This is a genomic window from Apibacter sp. (genome assembly GCF_025291155.1).
In the GTDB taxonomy this organism is placed as follows: Bacteria; Bacteroidota; Bacteroidia; order Flavobacteriales; family Weeksellaceae; genus Apibacter.
The window spans coordinates 82,088-101,021 of record NZ_JAMBJZ010000001.1 but is presented as its reverse complement, the minus strand read 5'-3'; the positions used below and the strand labels follow the sequence as shown (position 1 = coordinate 101,021).

15 protein-coding genes and 1 pseudogene are annotated in these 18,934 nt (G+C 31.4%); 8 read left to right on the top strand and 8 right to left on the bottom strand.

Features of this window, described 5'->3' with window-relative positions; all coding sequences use genetic code 11:
- Positions 1–337 precede the first annotated feature (337 nt).
- Positions 338–517, top strand: a pseudogene (locus M3Z80_RS00420) (RHS repeat-associated core domain-containing protein); the annotation flags it as partial.
- A gap of 231 nt (positions 518–748) precedes the next feature.
- Here the strand turns inward: M3Z80_RS00420 and porT are convergent.
- From porT to M3Z80_RS00405, 3 genes are read right to left on the bottom strand one after another with little or no spacing between them, the layout of a single operon-like run.
- On the bottom strand, positions 749–1,507 hold the full coding sequence (gene porT / locus M3Z80_RS00415) for a type IX secretion/gliding motility protein PorT/SprT (protein WP_293916449.1): 759 nt from the start codon (positions 1,505–1,507) through the stop codon (positions 749–751).
- A 27-nt stretch (positions 1,508–1,534) separates the two neighbouring features.
- Positions 1,535–2,257, bottom strand: a complete 723-nt coding sequence (gene ubiE / locus M3Z80_RS00410; RefSeq protein WP_293916447.1) for a bifunctional demethylmenaquinone methyltransferase/2-methoxy-6-polyprenyl-1,4-benzoquinol methylase UbiE — start codon at positions 2,255–2,257, stop codon at positions 1,535–1,537.
- A 41-nt stretch (positions 2,258–2,298) separates the two neighbouring features.
- Complete coding sequence (locus tag M3Z80_RS00405) at positions 2,299–2,865, bottom strand: hypothetical protein (protein WP_293916445.1); 567 nt, start codon at positions 2,863–2,865, stop codon at positions 2,299–2,301.
- A 103-nt stretch (positions 2,866–2,968) separates the two neighbouring features.
- Between M3Z80_RS00405 and M3Z80_RS00400 the strand changes: the two genes are divergently transcribed.
- From M3Z80_RS00400 to rlmN, 7 genes are all read left to right on the top strand, one after another.
- The gene (locus M3Z80_RS00400) at positions 2,969–4,045 is read left to right on the top strand and encodes a 3-oxoacyl-ACP synthase III family protein (RefSeq protein ID WP_293916443.1); all 1,077 of its coding nucleotides are present in this window, start codon (positions 2,969–2,971) and stop codon (positions 4,043–4,045) included.
- 27 nt (positions 4,046–4,072) lie between these two features.
- Positions 4,073–5,299 carry a metallophosphoesterase gene (locus M3Z80_RS00395; RefSeq protein WP_293916441.1) on the top strand — a complete coding sequence of 409 codons (1,227 nt, stop codon included), beginning with the start codon at positions 4,073–4,075 and terminating at the stop codon, positions 5,297–5,299.
- Between the two features lie 77 nt (positions 5,300–5,376).
- Positions 5,377–6,237, top strand: a complete 861-nt coding sequence (locus tag M3Z80_RS00390; RefSeq protein ID WP_293916439.1) for a YicC family protein — start codon at positions 5,377–5,379, stop codon at positions 6,235–6,237.
- 3 nt (positions 6,238–6,240) lie between these two features.
- Entirely contained in the window at positions 6,241–6,882 is a 642-nt protein-coding gene (gene gmk / locus M3Z80_RS00385; protein ID WP_293916437.1) for a guanylate kinase, read from the top strand.
- A 416-nt stretch (positions 6,883–7,298) separates the two neighbouring features.
- A complete protein-coding gene (locus M3Z80_RS00380; RefSeq protein WP_293916435.1) occupies positions 7,299–8,138 on the top strand; it encodes a GH25 family lysozyme in 840 nt (279 codons plus the stop codon).
- Positions 8,139–8,449: 311 nt separating this feature from the next.
- The gene (gene queA / locus M3Z80_RS00375; RefSeq protein ID WP_293916433.1) at positions 8,450–9,499 is read left to right on the top strand and encodes a tRNA preQ1(34) S-adenosylmethionine ribosyltransferase-isomerase QueA; all 1,050 of its coding nucleotides are present in this window, start codon (positions 8,450–8,452) and stop codon (positions 9,497–9,499) included.
- Positions 9,500–9,517: 18 nt separating this feature from the next.
- Positions 9,518–10,558 carry a dual-specificity RNA methyltransferase RlmN gene (gene rlmN, locus M3Z80_RS00370; protein ID WP_293916431.1) on the top strand — a complete coding sequence of 347 codons (1,041 nt, stop codon included), beginning with the start codon at positions 9,518–9,520 and terminating at the stop codon, positions 10,556–10,558.
- 88 nt (positions 10,559–10,646) lie between these two features.
- On the opposite strand, the gene pnuC is transcribed toward rlmN, so the two are convergent.
- The 5 genes from pnuC to gltB form a co-directional block, all read right to left on the bottom strand.
- A complete protein-coding gene (pnuC, locus tag M3Z80_RS00365; protein ID WP_293916429.1) occupies positions 10,647–11,339 on the bottom strand; it encodes a nicotinamide riboside transporter PnuC in 693 nt (230 codons plus the stop codon).
- A 23-nt stretch (positions 11,340–11,362) separates the two neighbouring features.
- Positions 11,363–11,554 (bottom strand): EamA family transporter, encoded by a 192-nt coding sequence (locus tag M3Z80_RS09760; protein ID WP_366519826.1) that lies wholly within the window; start codon positions 11,552–11,554, stop codon positions 11,363–11,365.
- On the bottom strand, positions 11,527–12,270 hold the full coding sequence (locus tag M3Z80_RS00360; RefSeq protein ID WP_293916427.1) for an EamA family transporter: 744 nt from the start codon (positions 12,268–12,270) through the stop codon (positions 11,527–11,529). The genes M3Z80_RS09760 and M3Z80_RS00360 overlap by 28 nt, the downstream gene beginning before the upstream one ends.
- 725 nt (positions 12,271–12,995) lie before the next feature.
- Complete coding sequence (locus M3Z80_RS00355) at positions 12,996–14,417, bottom strand: glutamate synthase subunit beta (protein ID WP_293916426.1); 1,422 nt, start codon at positions 14,415–14,417, stop codon at positions 12,996–12,998.
- 17 nt (positions 14,418–14,434) lie between these two features.
- A complete protein-coding gene (gene gltB / locus M3Z80_RS00350) occupies positions 14,435–18,934 on the bottom strand; it encodes a glutamate synthase large subunit (RefSeq protein ID WP_293916424.1) in 4,500 nt (1,499 codons plus the stop codon).

Here is an 18,934-nt window from a genome sequence, read left to right as displayed (position 1 = left end):
GTTTTTTTAGTAAAGATCCTCAGGCGGCCAAGTCCAACGCAGCTCATTACTAAAAAATCCGTTTTAGATATTTTTTTCATCTGAAAAAAAAGAATTGCAAGTAGTGTTAAGTGTTATCTGACGCATATAACTAACTACAAAATCCTATCATTATTTAGAGTTGAAAAATAGAATAAATAACAAAACCTATTTTTTATTTCAATTGAAATAAAAAGTATATCTTTGTAATTAGATAAAGTTGATTGACATATGGCTGTTTTTATATTTAAACAGTAGAGAGTAAAAGGAAAATCTCGGGCGAGGGAAATGTTATGCAGAAGCGTGACTATATTATTACGGTGCTAGGTATTACAATCCTAGAGAGAGTATCTTCTTAAGCGTGGATCCAATGTTTGAACAAACAGGAACCCCTTATCAGTATACCTACCAGAATCCGATTAGATTTATCGGTCCAGATGGACGTTTACCATTAGACGTTATCATAATATTCAATAAATCAACAGGTAAATTCTCTTAATTTTTTCCGAAATTAATAGATATTAAAAAAACTATATAATTTTATAAAAAACAAATTTACAGTTCAAAAAAGAATAACCGTAAATTATTAAAAAATGCTTGAGTAACATTTTAGTAAATGAGCTTATACAAAAAAGGAAATATTTATACTTATAACTAAGATAAATTATCAGCAGTAGTTTATTAAAAGATTAAAATGCCATAGGTATAATAAGAATAAAGAAAATAATGATTACTCAAATTTTAATGAAAAAACTACAGCCCTTGTATGTATAGATTTTAATGCCCCTGCCCAATATGGAGGTGTTCCGGGATTATCTGCAACTAATTCATTATTAAAAAAGAAAATTCCTCTAACCGATGGGGTCATTTTGAATCTCTTAAAATAAAGTTCAACACCTGCTTCTAATTGATAGGAAAAATTATTTGTTTTCATCCGAAAAGTCTGATTACTATTATCCTTTTCCTTTTTCTCATTACTTTGTAAATTGATCAGCCAACTTAACCCGGCTTGTAAATAAGGCCTAGAATTATACCATCTTTCTCCGTGAAATTTTAAAAAGAGTGGGAAATCTAAATACGTAGATTTGACATTTCGCTTTACATCTTGTTCGGTATAAGTGGTTTCAAGACCATTGGCTATTTCTTCATCAATAATTTTTTGAACATTGTTAAAAATCAAATCTCGTTGAGTAAAATGCATAGCCGGTTCTAACCTTAAATCAATATAATCATGGACTTTCATTTTTCCTATTAATCCTACGGTAAATCCTCCTTTAGAATCAACATCCACTAAGTATCTGCCTGAATGTTCTAATCCTTCATCATTGGGATGAATCTTTAAGTCAAAATAATTCATGCCAAGATAATACCCCCAAGAAAACTTCTGATCATCAAAATCATCATATCTTTCCATCACTTCTCTTGTTCGGAATTGCGCATTTACTCCACAATATATAAATAATATTAAAACTATGATTAATCTCTTCATAGTAGAGAAAACGATTTATTTATTTATTTATTTTATTCCCTCATAGACGGTAGCAACCCCGAAAGTCAACTTTCTAAAGCTTGCTTCTTTAAAACCGTTTTTGAGTATTAGATTTTTCATATTATCCCCATAGGGCATTACCTCTACTGAATTTGGCAAATAAGTATATGCGCTAGAATCGCCGGAAATTAATTTTCCAATATTCGGAAGTATCTTCTTAAAATAAAACATAAAGAATGGAGCAAAAAAGCCACTGGGTTTTGAAAATTCTAAAATTAGCAGCTTCCCTCCTTTTTTTAAAACCCTTCCCATTTCAGATATACCTTTTTCTAAATTCTCAAAATTTCTCACCCCAAATGAAACGGTAACAATATCAAATCCTTCATCCGGAAAAGGTAAATTTTCAGCATCACCTTTGATTAGTTTTATTCTATCTTTCAGTCCTTTCCTATCTATTTTAACCTGCCCATAATCTAGCATTTTTTGAGACAAATCTAAACCGGTAATTGCCGCCTTGGTTTTCTTTGCATGCTCAATGGCTAAATCAGCTGTCCCTGTAGCCACATCTAATATCTTTTCTGGATTATGCGCCACCACTCTTTTTTCTAGTTGATTTCTCCAATAAATATCAATATTAAATGATAACAATCTATTTAAGAAATCATAATTTTCAGAGATATTATCAAACATCTGTTCAACTTGTTTTTTCTTACTCTCTGTTTCATTATAGGGCTTTACAATATCCGGCATAATAATTATTTGCTGTTCTTACCTTACAAAATTAAATGTTTTTACTCAAATGTTGAGCGATAAAATTCTAAAAATTGGCTTTTTCTAAATAATTTAATTCTTGACTCAATCGAATCTACCTTAGTTATAATCTTAGGAAAATTTTGATTAATATTATAATAGAAATCTTGTATTAATAATTGATTATATTCATTTACTTCACCAATAAATTCTTTTCCATCAATTCTTTTTCGATGAACTTTATATAAAGAATCTATATTTTTTATATGCCCGTAGTATCTTCTAAAAGTAATATAAGTGTCAAACGAGGGATTAATTAATCCTCTTTTATTCCCATTAATAACAAAGAATGTATCTTTTAAGATACTGTTTCCATTTATATCCTGACTTGATATAGTATTTTTGCCTGCTAAAATAGGAACTGTAAGGGATTGACCCGCTGCAAGAAAATAATCCTTTCCATTTAAAACAACCTTTATTTGCTTATCACTGGAATTGTCCAATAAAAATTCATCATTTTTTTTTATATATAAATTATATATCAAAATTGAAACTAAAACTATAAATATTGCTACTAATAAACCTTGTAAGGGGCTTTTACTCAACATATAACCTTACTTTTATACACAAAGATAATAATATAATAGCTTTATTAGTAATTATTACATAAATTTGTCAAATTATTATCACGAATAATATTACAATTTTAATATGTTGCAAAGTATTATAACTGGATCTGGATCGTACTTACCTAAGAAAGTGGTTCCAAATAGCAATTTTGAAGGAATTACTTTTTATGACGAAAACAGAGAACCTATAACCAAACCTACTCCGGAAATTATTAAAAAATTTGCAGATATCACAGAAATAACTGAAAGACGTTATGTTGATGATAACAATATCATGAATTCCGATCTGGCCGCAGAAGTAGGTAGATTAGCAATTGAAAATGCCGGAATTGATAAAGAAGAGTTAGATTATGTTATCGTAGCTCACAATTTTGGTGATATAGATGCTAATGAGAGACAGGTTCGAATAATGCCATCCATATCTGCTCTTACAAAGAAAAAAATAGGTATTAAAAATATTTTGTGTAAACCCTATGATATGAATTTCGGATGTCCAGGCTGGAATGAAGGCATAATTTTAGCCGATCAATTATTAAAAGCAAGAATTGCTAAAAAAATCTTAGTAATTGGTTCTGAAACTCTTTCCAGAACGGTTGACCCTTTCGATAGGAATTGTATGATTTTTTCTGACGGAGCAGCCGGTGTGGTTCTTGAATCCAGAGAAACTGATCATAAAATAGGTATCCTTAACCATTATACAAGAAGTGATAACGGAGAAGAGGTATATTATATAGCTACGGATTCGTCTTTAAATCCGAATTATGTCGGCTCAAAGGCCAATATCAGAATGAAAGGAAGAAAAGTATATGAATATGCATTAACTTATGTTCCACAAGCAGTTAAAAAAGTTATTGATGATGCTGGATATACAATCTCAGATATTAATAAAGTTCTAATTCATCAAGCTAATGCAAAAATGGACCATGCTATATTAGAGAGAGTTTTCAAACTTTATAATTTAAATGATATTCCTGAAGGAATTGCTCCCATGACTATCCAAAAATTTGGAAACTCTTCGGTAGCAACCATTCCAACCATGTATGATATGATGGTAAAAGGAAATTTTCTAAATCAAACATTAAACTCCAATGATTTGGTAGTGTTTGCTTCTGTAGGTGCCGGAATGAATATAAATGCTATTTTATATAGAATGCCATAACTATAATTACTGATAATCAAAAGCGCATTGACCTCATTAATAGCTATATTATTTGTTATTTCACTTATTATTGAATATTATTGTTATCAAGCTATTAAAGTATTGACAAACAATAAATTAATAAGACATTGGTGGCTTGGAGTATCTATCAGTGCTCTATCCATTATTCTTATCTGGTCTATATTAATTGATAGAAACAATAAAGGGCAAGTCCATTTTTTATTGGGTTTTTTCATGATTGTTTTTATACCTAAACTAGTCTTAGCTTTAGCCCTAATTATTGAAGATTTTATAAGAGTTTTTAATTTTTTATTTAGGAAAATTTCTTCTAAGCCCGTTCAAAATCAGACGTATTTACCTGAACGGAGAAAAGCTATTAGTGCGATGGGATTAGGACTTGCTAGCATTCCATTTTTATCTATAATAGAAGGGATTGTTTGGGGCAAATTTGATTTTCGGGTTAGAAAAGTTTCAATTAAATTTCCCGATTTACCCAATGAATTTGACGGTTATAAAATAGCCCAACTTTCTGACATGCATTTGGGAAGCTTTGATAGTAAAGATTATGATAAGGTAGCCAGAGGCATTACAATGCTTAATAATCAAAACCCCGACTTATTTGTTTTTACTGGTGATTCTGTAAATAATCTTTCCGAAGAGATGAAACCTTGGCTTTCTCTTTTGAAAACAATAAAAGCTAAAGATGGCAAATATTCTATTTTAGGGAATCATGATTATGGAGTTTACGTTTTTGGAGAAGATAAAATAGCTCAACAAAAAAATATTGATAAGCTAAATCAATATCATGAATCAATCCATTGGAATTTATTAAGAAATGAATCAATAAGACTACATAAAGGGAATCAATTTATTAATATTATCGGAGTTAAAAATTGGGGTATTGGACATTTTCCTAAAGATGGAGATTTAGATCTGGCTACAAAAAATATTAACGATGGAGAATTTAATATTTTATTATCGCATGATCCCTCTCACTTTGATGCAATTGTAAAAAACTTTACGAAGAAAATGCATCTAACCTTATCAGGACATACTCACGGAATGCAATTTGGAATTGAAATTCCCGGAGTTATTAAATGGTCTCCCATCAAATACAGGTATCCTAAATGGGCGGATTTATATCAAGAAAATGATAAATACCTTTATGTAAACCGTGGATTCGGCTTTTTAGGATTTTCCGGAAGAGTAGGTATTTGGCCCGAAATAACTATAATTGAATTAAAAAAAGGTTAATTTTGTAATTCCTTTATTTACAAACTACATTTAAATTAGCTTAAGCTTACGCTTAGTTATAACAATATTTTATACATATGTTACAATCAATGACTGGCTATGGGAAGTCAGAAGTCAATACAGAAAATTTAAAAATTTCAATTGAGATTAAAACTCTTAACAGTAAATCATTAGATTTATTTGTAAGAATATCACCCAGGTATAGAAATAAAGAATTGGAACTAAGAAAAATTATAGGAAGTCAATTAGTCAGAGGAAAAATAGATTTCTCCATAATTATTGAAAATTTAGGAGCTGAGAATAATTCTCGTATTAATGCAAATGCAGTTAAAAATTATATATCAAATCTTGAAGAATTGCAAATAGAAGGTACTCAATTGGATTTTCTTAAGATGGCAATAAGAATGCCTGAGGTATTTACTAATCAAGAAGTAGAAATTAGTGAAGAGGAGTGGAAACTCGTTTTAGAATGCCTTAATTCTTCCCTTGAAAAAGTGAACGATTTTAGATCTGAAGAAGGGAGAGCATTAGAAGCTGCATTAAAGAAATACGCAAAAAATATACTTACTTCATTAGATGAGATAGAAAGATATGAGCAGGAAAGAATAATTTCCGTAAGACAAAAATTGGAAAAACAATTATCCGAATTAAAAATCCAATTTGATGAACAGCGCTTTCATCAAGAAGTGGTTTACTATATAGAAAAATTAGATATAAATGAAGAAAAAGTCCGATTAAAACAACATGGTGAATATTTCTTTAAAGTAATTGATAACGATGAACAAGCCGGAAAAAAATTAGGCTTTATAGCTCAAGAAATGGGTAGAGAAATAAATACAATAGGATCCAAAGCCAATCATTCTGAAATTCAGAAATTAGTTGTATTAATGAAAGATGAACTTGAAAAAATAAAAGAACAAACTAATAACGTTTTATAATTTATGGGATTAATATATCAGAAGCCGGGAAATGATACTTTTCAACTTAAAGAATTGCTTCCGGGAAAAAATTTAGAAGGTAAATTAATCATTTTTTCAGCACCCTCAGGTGCTGGAAAAACGACTATTGTGAAATATCTTTTAACCATATTTCCAGAAATTGCATTTTCAATTTCTTGTACTACACGCCCTAAAAGAGAATTTGAAGTTAACGGAAAAGATTATTATTTTCTAACAGAAAAAGAATTTAAAGAAAAAATCAAAAACAACGAATTTATAGAATATGAAGAAGTATACGAAGGTCGATTTTATGGAACACTTCATTCTGAAATAGAAAGACTTTGGAATCAAGGGAAACATGTAATTTTTGATATTGATGTAAAAGGAGGACTAAATCTTAAAAAACAATTTAAAGAGAGAGCTTTGGCTATTTTTATTGCTCCCCCCTCTTTAAAAGACCTTGAGGAAAGATTAAAAAATAGAAATACTGAAAATTCGGATTCACTACTTGCCAGAATTCAAAAAGCTGATGAAGAACTTTCATTTGCTAAAGATTTTGATGTAGTAATAATTAATGATAATTTGGAAAAAGCTCAAAATAAAGCCAAAACATTGGTAAAAAATTTTCTAGAAATAAATAAATAAGCTAATTATATTTTCTCTCATCGAAAATCTATTCTGCGCCTTTGTAATCTTTATCAATCACTATTCTCAAATTATAGCATTTCAAATAGATAAATTATTATACGTTATAGCAATCTTAACTACTATTATAAATGCAAAGGCATTTTTGGAATAATAAAAATATTATCAAATTATATTTAGAATTCTTTTTTAGTTCAAAAATTTAACACAATATTTTAAGGTTGCCTACCATTTCTTTGCATAACATTATCAATCTTTTTAATAAATACATATCATATTTATGGTGGAATTTTATTAGGATAAAACACATAATTACTATTTTTCTTATCCAATAGTTTATTATCTTTGAATCAATCTTATTTAAAGATGTCATCGAAAATTCAGAACCATATTCAACGAATATTTTTCATTTACTTATGAAAAGAAAAACTAACAAAAAAAATACTTATAGAGTACTTTACTATTGGCTAACAGGTGTCATTGTAATCCTATCCTTACTCTTTTTTTTTCGTACTTCGCTGATCACGTATTATTACCTTATTAAAAATAAGTGGGCCGGAGCGAACTTTGAAAATGAAAATTTAGAAAAAAATATTAAAATATCTGAAATTCAAAAGATCCAAGCTGTTTTCACTAAATATAAAAATAATGTTTTTGGGCTTGATATTAGTCAGCATCAGGGTAAAATTATATGGGATAGTATTCAATTTATCGATAAAGAAATTCCAATATCTTTTGTATTTGTAAGAGCAACACGGGGCGCTTTTACTCAAGATGCTTCATTTAAAAAAAATTGGAGAAATCTCGCTAAAAAAAATATTATAAAAGGCGCTTATCATTATTATGATGTTAACAGAAATTCTACCATACAAGCTGAAAATTTTATTAAGACTGTTACCTTAGAAAAAGGTGATTTACCACCTGTGCTTGATGTAGAAGAATTACCGAAAGATCAATCATTGGAATTATTAAAAACCGGACTTATAAACTGGTTAACTATCATTGAAAAAAATTATAAGGTTAAACCAATTATTTATTCCAACGATGCCTATTTCATTCATCACATATCTGATATGGATTTAACCGATTATATGATATGGACGGCAAATTACAATCCTATTGAAAGTCCTTTACATCAAAAATGGTCCTTTTGGCAGTTTACTGAAAAAGGAATAGTAAAAGGTATTACAGAAAATTATGTAGATATCAATGTTTTTAATGGAAACATTGAAGATTTAAAAAAGCTAACCCTATAAAAAACAATAAGGATAGAAAAATTTTCTACCCTTATTGCTCTAACTAAGTATAAATTTATTTGAAAGAAATTTTACTTTAAAAAAAATTTAATTTACTTTTAAATTATGTGTTATAAATAATTTTTCAGAAATTTTAAATCATTTCCCCATGGCTTAAAAATTATATTTTAAATATAACAACAATAACTTCTTACTAGTGAAATTTCAAAAAACTTGCCAAAAATTCTTTGCGATAAAGGTGTCTTAAAAATAAATACTTGACTTTAGGGGTACGCTTATTGTATATTTGTATTATAAACATAAATTTAATAATGAAAACTTCAGATTTTGATTTTAAGTTACCCCCTGAACTTCTTGCAGATAGACCTTCCAAAAACAGAGATGAGGCAAGGTTAATGGTGGTACATAAAAACACAGGAGAAATAGAACATAAATTATTTAAAGATGTCATTGATTATTTTGATGAAGGGGATGTCTTTATTTTAAATAATACTAAAGTATTTCCGGCCCGTTTATATGGTAATAAAGAAAAAACCGGAGCTCAAATAGAAGTTTTTTTATTAAGAGAGCTGGATGCTGAATCTAGAATATGGGATGTATTGGTTGATCCTGCAAGAAAAATAAGAATCGGAAATAAATTATTTTTTACAGAGGACGATAGTTTAGTTGCCGAAGTAGTTGATAATACTACATCCCGAGGTAGAACCTTACGTTTTTTATTTGACGGCTCTTATGAAGAATTTAGAAGAAAATTAAAGGAGTTAGGAGAAACTCCTCTACCTAAATATATTAAAAGAAAACCAGATGCGGATGATGCAGAAAGGTATCAAACAATTTATGCCAAAGAAGAGGGAGCTGTTGCCGCACCAACTGCAGGATTGCATTTTTCTAAACATCTATTAAAACGTTTGGAAATTAAAGGAATTGAATTTGCAGAAATTACTTTGCATGTTGGTTTAGGAACATTTGCTTCCGTAGAAGTTGAAGATCTTTCTAAACATAAAATGGAAAGTGAGCAAATCTCTATCTCAGAGAAAACTTGTAAAATTGTAAATCATGCTATTGAGACTAAACATCGCGTTTGTGCAGTGGGTACTACTTCAATGAGAGCTATTGAAACCTCAGTTTCTGCAAATAAACGACTAAATCCTTATGAAGGATGGACCAATAAATTTATTTTCCCATCTTATGATTTTGGTATCGCCGATTCCATGATTACTAATTTCCATACACCAAAATCAACATTAATGATGATGGTTTCTGCTTTTGCAGGATATGATTTAATCATGAAAGCCTATAAAGAAGCAATTAAAGAAAATTATAAATTCTACTCTTACGGAGATGCAATGTTAATCATTTAATTTAGCTTTATAACTAGTTTGAATCAAAATAAAAAAGATATAAGAGCCTTAAGTTTACAAGAACTTGAGGCTTATTTTTCCTCAATAGGAGAAAAAGCTTTTCGTGCAAGACAGGTATATGATTGGCTCTGGAATAAAAATGCGCATTCCCTTGCAGGTATGACGAATCTATCCAAACCTCTTCGTGAAAAACTGGAAAATCATTTTATAATTAGACCGGCAGAAATTCATGTAATGCAAAGGTCTAAAGACGGAACTATAAAAAATGCGGTGAGACTTCACGACGGAAATGTTGTGGAATCTGTTCTAATACCTACTGCAAAAAGAACCACAGCCTGTGTATCATCTCAAGTGGGATGCAGTTTGGATTGCACATTTTGCGCAACTTCTCAACTTATTCGAATGAGAAATTTAACCACTGCTGAAATTGTAGATCAGGTAACACTTATAGATAAACAGAGTAGAGAATACCATCAGAAACCTCTTTCCAATATTGTTTTTATGGGAATGGGAGAGCCGCTTCTAAACTATTCTTCAGTACTTGATGCGATTCGGAAGATTACCGAAGATAAAGGTTTAGGTATGTCTCCAAGGCGAATTACCGTTTCTACATCCGGTATTCCCAAATTAATTGAGAAATTAGCCGATGAAAATGTAAAGGTTAAATTAGCGTTATCTTTACATTCAGCTATAGAAGAAAAACGGAATCAATTGATGCCTTTCAGTGTAAAATTTCCTCTTACCAACATTAAGGAATCTCTAAATTATTGGTATCAGAAGACCAAAAGCAGAATTACTTTGGAATATATTGTTTGGAAAGGAATCAATGACAGCAAGGAAGATATAAATGCTCTAGTAAAATTCTGTAAAACAATACCCTCCAAGGTTAATTTAATACAATACAACTCTATTGATAGTGGCAAATATTCTCAAGCAAGCTCGGAGATAATTCAAAATTATGTATCTACCTTAGAAAAAGAGAATATTATTGTAAAAATTAGAAAAAGTAGAGGAGACGATATTGATGCTGCCTGTGGTCAACTCGCCAATAAACATTAAAATATAATTTTTATATAATTATAGATTTAGATCATAATTAATAAAAATCACTTTATTCGATAGAATTCTACAAAATCCATAAGCAAATTTATTTTTTAGAATCAGAATACCATTTATAGATACCAATTACTGCATTTATCTCATATAAAACAGATTGGACGGCAAAAATATAATTGTGCGAAATAATATTTAAAGAAAGCCATACTAAATTACTTATACTCCATAAAATCCAAGAAAAGGGTTGTCTCATAATCATTGTAAATTGAGCAGATACCCCTATCGTAAAAGCTATGCAATTTAGTAAAAGCAGAGAAGTGGTTGCTCCTTCTTTAAAGATATAATCTCCGAAATAAAACATCAAAATGATTCCAAGTATACAAAACAAAATGGTGAATGCAAGAGCCATATAATTTGTTTTTGATACTTTAATTTTACCTTTCTCATCTTGATTTTCTTTCTTTGTCCATAAGAAAAGTCCTATTACATGAGTAATAAAATAATATAGATTACTACAAGCCAAACCTACATTACCATATAATAAATGGGTATATATTTCCCCTATATTTGCCGACATTCCTAATAGATTGGACACTACGGGTGAACGATAAACTAATATATTTACGCAAGTATATCCTAATAAAGCTGTAATTATAAAAATTATAATATTATAAGGTAATTCTTCGTTTCCCTTCCACATAGTATATCCCAAATATATAGTTAACATAAAAGCAACTAAATACCAGATAACTCTAAAAATTTTTTCGATTTTAGCTGAAACCATTTTATTTCGTCAATTGTTTTAATTTAATTTCTATTTCTCTTTATTTTTATGTCATTCTCCGAGACATAAACTCCAAATAATATAAATATAGCTCCAATAATTGATATGATAGTAATATTCTCTTTTAAAATAATTAAGGAAGTGAGTATTGTAACTAGTGGGACAACATATATATAATTAGTTGTCCTTATAATTCCCAGCTTCTTAATTGACATATTCCAAGTAAAAAACATATCATGAACGCAACAATCCCTAAAAATACCAAATTTGTCATAATAATTGAGGTGATTAGTATATCTTTCTGAAATTTAAAAGGATTTATAAAAATAAAGGGAATCAAAGTAATAATTCCATAAAAGAAAACTTTACGTGTTATATAAAGTATAGGGTATTTTTTTTCAAGCGTATTTAAAATTAAACTATAAAAGGACCAAGAAAGTACGGTCATAAAGGTTAATAAATCCCCTAAGAAATTTATTTTAAGTATAAATCTACCATTATATACTACCAAAAGCACCAATAACAATCCCTTTACCAGGTTTGCAGTAAGTTTTTCATTTTTATATATCAATACGGTTACTATAGGTGTAGTAGAAAGTATTAATGATACATTTGATACCAATGTAAGCTTTAATGCTGTATTTTCTGCAATAAAATAAAATAAGCCGCCGAATAATCTCAAAAATAATAATAATAATTCATCTTTATAATTTTTTGCAAAAATAACCTTAGAAGAAAAAAAACCAATACATACATAAGCCAACAAAAATCGATATAAAAAAATCTCGGTCGGTGTAAGTCCGTTATTTATTAATATCTTAGTTGAAATAAAAGTCGTTCCCCATATAATTACTGTAAATAAGGCTAACATATGATATTTTGAATCTATCTTATGACTGAAATTTTCGTTAGTTGTAATAGCAATCACCATCTTACAGTTGTGAGTTTACTATGATTTATGGTTCTTATCAAGAGTATTTTGGCATCAAGAGGTAAGAATATTTTGTTGCTTCATTATTTTTTCCAAAAGTTTTTATTTAGCAATGTCCTCCTTACTATCAATTTTTGTATCTATCTGCACTCCTGCATATTTTCTTTCTAAAAGCTACGGTACAAAGCCCTTTCTGTATTGTTCTGTGGAATCTTTATCAGATTCCTTTTATTTGTGGACTTTTCTTAAATCAATATCTTCATTGACAAGATATAACTGATATTCATGTTGCTCTCTTAGTCCACAGTACTCGGTTTCTCTATCAATTAATACATGAAGTAACCTTAATTCTTACTCAGCAAGGAATGTAATCGCCTGGTATTCGATAGCTATATCAATACGATTTTTAAGAATAGATTTACGCCGAGATATTTCCTATAAGGTTAGCTTTCCACCTTGTTCATAATAGTTCTTTAAAACAATAGAAACTATCCTGGCTATAGCCTATAATTATACAGGCTTTTAAATCATTTCCTAATTGTTAAACCAATCTTTAAACTCATATTTTTTTCTTAATAATTTTTTGCGGTGTAGTCATATTTAATCTTTTTATAATGTTACTGTGTTTTTATTAGTAATTATTAGATTACATTCTACAGTATTTGTATGAAAAACTGATAGCTTCTTTAAGCTATCAGTTTAACTTTTATTCTTATAGAAAAACGCTATTTTCTTAAAAACTCATCTATATGATGAGCGGTTTCCCTTCCGGATGCTATACTGGTTACAACGAGTGATTGTCCGCTGACACAGTCTCCTGCAGCAAAAATTTTATCAATGTTTGTTTTTCTGGTATTATCAGTATGTATATTTTTCCTTTCATTCATAATGATTTCCATCTCTTCCAAAAATCCCTCTTGAATAGGATTTACAAATCCCAAGGCTAAAAAAACCAAATCAATTTTTAAAATTTTAGGCTCTCCCACCTCATTCATAATAAATTTTCCAGAAGAATCTTTTTGCCATTCTACTTCTACCACTTCAACCCCTGTTAACTTACCGTTTTCACCGATAAATCTTTTTGTGTGTAAAGACCATTTTCGTTCACATCCTTCTAAATGTGACGATGAAGTTTTTAAGTAAACAGGAAAAGGAACCGGCCATCTATTTTCAACATCTTTAAGTTCTTTAGGCTTGGTTAAAATTTCAATCTGCATAATATTTGCAGCACCTTGCCGATTTGCAGTTCCAATACAATCGGAGCCTGTATCCCCTCCTCCAATGACAAGGACATTTTTACCTTTTGCGTTAATAAATTCGTCATCGGTAATTGATTCTTTAGCTACTATTTTATTTTGCATTTTTAGATATTCCATTGCATAGTGAACTCCTTCCAGCTCTCTTCCTTCAATATCTAAATTTCTAGGCACCTGAGAGCCTATGGCTATGCAAACGGCGTCATAGTTTTTTACTATATCCTTTCCTTTGATATCCTTTCCAATTTCGGTATTTACCACAAATTCTATTCCCTCCTCTTTCATCAAGTCAACTCTTCGCTGAACAACATTTTTATTCAATTTAAAATCAGGAATACCATATCGAAGCAATCCGCCTATGCTGGTATCTTTTTCATACACTGTTACTAAATGTCCTTTTTTATTTAGTTGATTCGCTACAGCCATTCCTGCCGGACCTGATCCGATAACAGCAACTTTTTTTCCTGTACGTGTGTTTGGTAACTCAGGCTTCATATATCCTTCCGAATAGGCATGTTCCATTACGGCAGCTTCATTTTCTCTAATTGTTACCGGTGAATCATCTATTGCTAAAACACAGGTTTTTTCACAAGGAGCCGGACATACGCGCCCTGTAAATTCAGGAAAATCATTGGTTGATTGTAAACTATGAGCGGCTCCTTTCCAATTTCCTTTATAGATAAGATCTTGCCATTCGGGCATTTTATTTCCCAAAGGGCACCCATATTGGCAAAATGGAACTCCACAGTCCATACATCGAGATGCTTGTAAAAGTCTATCCTCTGTATTTAATGTCTGTTCTACTTCTCCATAGTCCGAAATTCTTTCATGTCTAGGGCGGTACCCTGCTTCTTTTCTATTTATTGTTAAAAATGCTTTAGGATTTCCCATTTTATACTTATAATATCTTAATAATCGTATTCTAATTTTGAAATTTTCTCATTAATTGCACGAATCTTTTCTTCTTGCAATACTCTTTTGTACTCAATTGGTGTGACCTTAATAAAAGAATTAATTTCGTTCATCCAATTATCTAGAAGTCTTTTAGCCAAAGGACTTGAAGTATGTTTATAGTGATTGCTTATAATATCATGCAGTTCCCGTATATCGCTAATATCTTCAATTAAGGAAAGTTCTACCATTTCCATATTGCAATAGTAATCGAAATCTCCGTCAGGGTTATATACGTAGGCAATTCCCCCACTCATTCCGGCGGCAAAATTTCTTCCCGTTTTGCCTAATACTACGGTTCGTCCTCCGGTCATATATTCGCAACAATGATCACCGGCTCCTTCTACTACAGCAAGAGCCCCACTGTTTCTTACGCAAAAACGTTCACCTACCTGACCGTTAATATATACTTCTCCAGTTGTTGCTCCATATAAAAGTGTATTTCCTGCAATAATATTATCCTCGGGTTTAAAATTAGAGGTATCTGGAGGTAATAAAATTATTTTGCCTCCCGATAAACCTTTTCCTAGATAGTCATTGGCATCACCCTTTAATGTAAAGGTTATTCCTTTAGATAAAAAAGCTGCGAAACTTTGGCCTGCCGATCCTTTAAATTCACAATGAATGGTATTGTCAGGCAATCCATCATTTCCATATTTTTTTGCTACTTCACCGGATAACATAGCTCCTACGGCCCTATCTGTATTCTGAAGTATCCGTTTTAATGATACTGGCATAGCTTTATCAATAGCATTTCGGCAAGTATTAATCAATTCTCTATCCAATACTTTATCAATTTTATGATCTTGGATCTTGTTATGTTTAAGGGAATTTTCATTTTTTTCCGGATAAAACAAAATTCTACTTAAATCTAACTTTTCATGTCTTGGATTCTCTAAAGATGTTTTGGATTTTAATAGATCTGTTCTTCCAACAATATCCTCTAATTTTGTATAGCCTAGTAAAGCAAGGTGCTCTCGTACTTCTTCTGCTAAAAACGTAAAGAAATTAATAAGATAATCGCTTTTTCCTCTAAATTTTTTTCTTAATTGCTCATTTTGAGTTGCCACTCCTACAGGGCAAGTATTTAAATGACATTTTCTCATCATAACACAACCTAAAATAATCAAAGCACTCGTTGCAAAACCATATTCTTCTGCTCCTAACATAGCCGCAATTACTATATCCTTACCAGTTTTTAGTTGTCCATCTGTTTGAAGACGAATGTTACCTCTCAGATTATTAAGCACCAATGTCTGTTGTGTTTCAGCCAATCCAATCTCTAGGGGCAATCCGGCATGCTTGATTGAGCTTAACGGACTGGCTCCTGTTCCTCCGTCACAGCCGCTTATTAAAATTAAATCTGCTTTCGCTTTTGCTACCCCGGCAGCAATTGTCCCTACCCCACTTTCTGATACCAATTTAACACTAATTATTGCTTCGGGATTTACATTCTTCAAATCGTAGATTAATTGTGCCAAATCTTCAATTGAATAAATATCATGATGTGGAGGTGGAGATATTAAAGAAATTCCTGGTATGGAGTGCCTGGTTTTAGCTATGATATTATCTACTTTAAAGCCCGGCAATTGTCCTCCTTCTCCCGGTTTTGCACCCTGAGCTACTTTAATTTGTATTTCATCTGCATTTACTAAATATTCCGTTGTAACGCCAAATCTTCCTGAGGCTACTTGCTTTATAGCCGAGCGCGCTTTTGTAGAAAAACGTTCTTTAAGTTCTCCTCCTTCCCCTGTATTACTCTTTCCTCCTATGGTATTCATAGCTACTGCTATGGCCTCATGGGCTTCTTTACTGATTGAGCCAAAAGACATGGCTCCGGTAACAAATCGTTTCATTATTTCGGATGCAGGTTCTACCTGATCTATACTAATGGGATTTGTATTATAATCGATAAAATCTCGTATGAATATTTTATCTTTTTTATTATCAACTTCTTGTGTAAACTCTTTGAATTTATCGTAATCTCCGATTCGTGTAGCTATTTGAAGCTTTGCAATAGTTTCAGGATTCCAAGCATGAGCCTCTCTTCCTTTTCTCCATGCGTACATTCCTAAATTATCATATATAGTTGAGCCATGTATTCCTTCAAAAGCCTCTTCGAATGATGTTATAGTATCGTAGGCTATATCTTCCAATTCTATTCCTTCAATTTTAGAAATGGTATGACCAAAATAATTAGATAATACTTTAGAGCTAATTCCTATTGCTTCAAATACCTGAGCTCCTATATAACTTTTAAGGGTAGATATTCCCATTTTGGAAAGCACTTTCAATAATCCTTTATGTATGGATTTCATATAATTCCTTTCGGCTGTAGAGAATACCATTTGTATTTCACCTTTTTTAACTAAATCATTTAATATTGCAAATGATAGGTAGGGATTTACTGCATTAGCACCATATCCGAATAATAAGGCAAAATGCATCACTTCTCTCGGCTCCGCTGACTCAATTACTAAATCTATTTGCATACGTTTCCTTTTTTTTATCAGATAATGATGAACTGCGGAAACTGCTAAGAGGGAAGGTATTGCTATTTGCTCTATGTTTGCTTTCCTATCACTTAAAATAATATAATTACTTCCTTGATCTACAGCTAATTCGGCTGCTTCACAAAGCTTGTTAATTCCTTTTTCCAATCCATAGGCATATTCGTCAGGATTATGGGAAAAAGTCATGGGTATAACAGTTGACTTAAATCCTTTATAATGCAGATTTTCTAGTATATCTAACTCCTTATTGGTAATAATTGGATATGCCAGTCCTACCATCTTGCAATGTTCCGGCATGGGCTCTAAAATATTTTTATGAAGAGATCCGATATATCCTGCCAATGACATGACTAATTCTTCCCTTATGGGATCGATAGGAGGATTAGTTACCTGAGCAAAATGCTGTCTAAAATAAGAAAACAAACGATTGGGTTCTTTTGATAGTATGGCTAATGGAGAATCATTGCCCATAGAACCTACCGGTTCTTTTCCATCTTTAGCCATGGGGATTAATAGTTTTTCTATATCTTCCCGGTAATAGCCGTAAGCGGAGAGTATAATTCCCATATTCTCTACTTCGTATGTTACGCTTCTTCCCGAAGTGATGTTATCTAAAGATATTCTATTTTTATCCAACCATTGCTTATATGGATAGGCTTTTGCTAACTCTTCTTTTAATTCTTGATCATATTGTATAATACCGGTAGCTGTATCAATCATTAACATTTTTCCGGGTTTTAACCTACCTTTTTCTCTGATTTCCGACGGATCAAAGGTAACTACTCCGGTTTCTGAAGCTACCACCATCATATCATTATGAGTAATGAGATAACGAGCAGGCCGTAAGCCGTTTCTGTCCAACAATCCTCCTGCATATCTACCGTCACTAAATAAGATGGTTGCCGGACCGTCCCACGGCTCCATAAGTATGCTATGATATTCATAAAAAGCTTTTAATTCGGATGAAATAGGATTTTTATCATTCCATGATTCCGGAACCATCATTGCCAACGCATGAGGTAGGGACTTGCCCGACATTACTAAAAATTCCAACACATTGTCAAAGGAGGAGCTGTCACTCATTCCATTCTGTACAATCGGCCATATATCTTCTATGTTTCCGATTTTTTCAGATTTTAGTACGCTTTCACGTGCTTCCATCCACAATCTGTTTCCTTTTATAGTATTAATTTCTCCATTATGTCCTACTAAACGGAAAGGCTGCGCCAAATCCCAAGTAGGAAAAGTATTGGTACTGAAACGTGAATGTACCAAAGCTATGGCACTGGTAAAGTTTGGATGTAATAAATCCGGAAAATAATGTCTTAATTGTAGCGATGTCAACATCCCTTTATATACAATGGTTTTGGTTGACAAACTTACCAGATAACATCCGCGTTTGTTCTTTATATCTGATTTTAATATTGCTTTTTCAAATTTCTTTCTTAATAAATATAATTTTAATTCTAAAACTTCCTGAGAATACTCTTCTCCTTTTATGAATATCTGCTTTATAACCGGCTCATTTGCCATAGATATTTCTCCTAATATGTCACTATTAACAGGAACATCTCGTAAGGCTAAAAAATTTAAGCCTTCTTTCTTTATTAATTCGGATAATAAATTAAATGCTTTTTCTTCTTCATCTTTTTCTTTAGGAAAAAATAATAATCCACTTCCATACCTACCTCTTTCCGGAACTGCTATTCCTTGCAGAAGAACAAATTCATGAGGTATTTGAACCATAATGCCCGCTCCATCCCCGGTTTTATTGTCTGCACTTTCTGCCCCTCTATGGGTCATATTTTCTAAAACCTGGAGACCGTTCTCGACAATTGAATGGGATCTAACACCCTTTGTATGGACTATCATTCCTACACCGCACGCATCGTGCTCATAGTTTGGGTCATACAATCCTTTTTTACAGTATTCACTTTTCCACAT

What these genes read in the sequence shown, in the direction of transcription:
- porT (WP_293916449.1), bottom strand. Translation starts at nt 1,507, where the DNA reads ATGAAGAGATTAATCATAGTTTTAATATTATTTATATATTGTGGAGTA.
- ubiE (WP_293916447.1), bottom strand. Translation starts at nt 2,257, where the DNA reads ATGCCGGATATTGTAAAGCCCTATAATGAAACAGAGAGTAAGAAAAAA.
- M3Z80_RS00405 (WP_293916445.1), bottom strand. Translation starts at nt 2,865, where the DNA reads ATGTTGAGTAAAAGCCCCTTACAAGGTTTATTAGTAGCAATATTTATA.
- M3Z80_RS00400 (WP_293916443.1), top strand. Translation starts at nt 2,969, where the DNA reads ATGTTGCAAAGTATTATAACTGGATCTGGATCGTACTTACCTAAGAAA.
- M3Z80_RS00390 (WP_293916439.1), top strand. Translation starts at nt 5,377, where the DNA reads ATGTTACAATCAATGACTGGCTATGGGAAGTCAGAAGTCAATACAGAA.
- gmk (WP_293916437.1), top strand. Translation starts at nt 6,241, where the DNA reads ATGGGATTAATATATCAGAAGCCGGGAAATGATACTTTTCAACTTAAA.
- M3Z80_RS00380 (WP_293916435.1), top strand. Translation starts at nt 7,299, where the DNA reads ATGAAAAGAAAAACTAACAAAAAAAATACTTATAGAGTACTTTACTAT.
- queA (WP_293916433.1), top strand. Translation starts at nt 8,450, where the DNA reads ATGAAAACTTCAGATTTTGATTTTAAGTTACCCCCTGAACTTCTTGCA.
- pnuC (WP_293916429.1), bottom strand. Translation starts at nt 11,339, where the DNA reads ATGGTTTCAGCTAAAATCGAAAAAATTTTTAGAGTTATCTGGTATTTA.
- M3Z80_RS09760 (WP_366519826.1), bottom strand. Translation starts at nt 11,554, where the DNA reads ATGTCAATTAAGAAGCTGGGAATTATAAGGACAACTAATTATATATAT.
- M3Z80_RS00360 (WP_293916427.1), bottom strand. Translation starts at nt 12,270, where the DNA reads ATGGTGATTGCTATTACAACTAACGAAAATTTCAGTCATAAGATAGAT.
- M3Z80_RS00355 (WP_293916426.1), bottom strand. Translation starts at nt 14,417, where the DNA reads ATGGGAAATCCTAAAGCATTTTTAACAATAAATAGAAAAGAAGCAGGG.
- gltB (WP_293916424.1), bottom strand. Translation starts at nt 18,934, where the DNA reads ATGTGGAAAAGTGAATACTGTAAAAAAGGATTGTATGACCCAAACTAT.